General features: G+C 68.5%; 2 protein-coding genes. Both read left to right on the top strand.

Annotation, left to right across the window (positions count from 1 at the left end):
• Positions 1 to 120: 120 nt before the first annotated feature.
• Entirely contained in the window at positions 121 to 1,305 is a 1,185-nt protein-coding gene (gene rhmD / locus AC5020_RS16895) for an L-rhamnonate dehydratase (RefSeq protein WP_377792441.1), read from the top strand.
• An 11-nt stretch (positions 1,306 to 1,316) separates the two neighbouring features.
• On the top strand, positions 1,317 to 2,077 hold a 761-nt coding region (locus AC5020_RS16890; protein ID WP_464989143.1), incomplete at its 3' end, for a fumarylacetoacetate hydrolase family protein.

Genomic DNA, 2,077 nt, shown 5'->3' with positions numbered 1-2,077 from the left:
CCGGCAGGGCTGGCAGAACTCATGCTGGCCGTCGAACGGCTCGCATCCTAGGCCATGCACCCGCCGGGACCGAGTGGTCACGACCCTACCGAACAAGGCCGCACTAAGGAGGGTCCCCCAGTGAGCACCCATCAGCGCACCATCCGCCACGTCCGCGCGTACACCGTCACCGGCGGCGGCGCCGATTACCACGACCAGGGCGCCGACCACTGGATCGACGACCACATCGCGACCCCGATGTCCGTCTACCCCGGCTACGCCGATTCCCGACAGTCCTTCGGACTGAACGTGCTGGGCACGCTGATGGTCGAGATCGAGGCCGACGACGGCACCGTGGGCTTCGCCGTCTCCACCGGTGGCGACCTCGGCGCCTGGATCGTCGAGAAGCACCTGGTCCGATTCCTCGAGGGCGCCGCGGTCACCGACATCGAGCGGATCTGGGACCAGATGTACCGCTCCACCCTGTTCTACGGGCGCCGCGGCATCGTGCTGAACACCATCAGCGCCATCGACCTCGCCCTGTACGACCTGCTGGGACGCCTCCGCCAGGAACCCGTGTACGCCCTGCTCGGCGGGCCCGTGCGCGAGGAGCTGACGATGTATGCGACCGGGGCCCGTCCCGATATCGCGAAGCAGCTCGGCTTCCTCGGCGGCAAGATGCCGCTGCATCACGGCCCGGCCGACGGGGCCGACGGGATGGAGAAGAACATCGCGCTGCTCGCCGAGATGCGCGAGAAGGTCGGGGACGACTTCTGGCTCATGTACGACTGCTGGATGTCGCTCGACGTCGACTATGCCACCCGCCTCGCCCACCGCGCCCACGAGCACGGTCTGCGCTGGCTCGAGGAGGCACTGATCCCCGACGACTACTGGGGCTACCAGCAGCTGCGCCGGAACGTGCCACCCGGCATGCTCATCACCACGGGCGAGCACGAAGCCACCCGCTGGGGCTTCCGCCAGCTGCTCGAGATGGGCGCGGCCGACATCATCCAGCCCGACGTCGGCTGGTGCGGCGGCATCACCGAACTGCTGAAGATCTCCGCGCTCGCCGATGCGCACGGGGCGATGGTGGTCCCGCACGGCTCCTCCGTGTACTCGTACCACTTCGTCATCACCCGCACGAACAGCCCGTTCAGCGAATTCCTCATGATGCACCCCACCGCCGAGGAGATCGTGCCGATGTTCTCGCCCATGCTCACCGGGGAGCCGGTACCGGTCGACGGGAAGATCCGCGTGCCGGACACCCCCGGATTCGGGGTCGAGTTCAACTCCGAGATCCCCACCACCAGGCCGTTCACCCACTGAAGGAGACCCTTATGCAACTGCGACGACTCGGCCCCCTCGGCCAGGAGAAGCCCGCCCTGGTCCAGGACGGCACCACCTACCGCCTCGACGGGCTGACCGGTGACATCACCGGCGCGTTCCTCGCCGGCGGCGGCATCGAGCAGGTGGCCGCCGCGGCCAGGGCCGGTGAGCTGCCGGTGTGGGAAGGGGCGGAGCGCGAACGCATCGGTGCGCCGATCGCCCGTCCGGAGGCGGTGATCTGCATCGGACAGAACTATGCCGCCCACGCCGCGGAGTCCGGTGCGGAGCCCCCGAAGACGCCGATCGTCTTCTTCAAGCACCCCAACACTGTCGTCGGCCCCCACGACGACGTGCCCATCCCGCCGCGTGCGACCAAGGTCGACTGGGAGGTCGAGCTGGGCGTCGTCATCGGCGCCCGCGCCTCGTACCTGCCTGACGAGCAGGCCGCATCGGATGTCATCGCCGGCTACGTGACCAGTCATGACGTCTCCGAGCGCGACTTCCAGATCGCGGAGTCGGGCGGGCAGTGGTCCAAGGGCAAGTGCGCCGAGAACTTCAATCCCGTCGGCCCCGCGCTGGTGCCGGCCGGCGAGGTCGAGCCACAGAACCTGCGACTGTTCTCGCGTGTCAACGGCGAGCCGCGCCAGGACTCCACCACGGCCGACATGATCTTCACCGTCGCGCAGCTGGTTCATCACCTGTCGCAGTACATGGTGCTCTCGCCCGGGGACCTCATCAACACCGGCACCCCGCAGGGGGTGGCGATGTCGGG

This window comes from Brachybacterium sp. SYSU DS0246 (assembly GCF_059391765.1).
The sequence above is the reverse complement of the archived record's forward strand: the minus strand, read 5'-3'. Positions and strand labels throughout refer to the sequence as shown.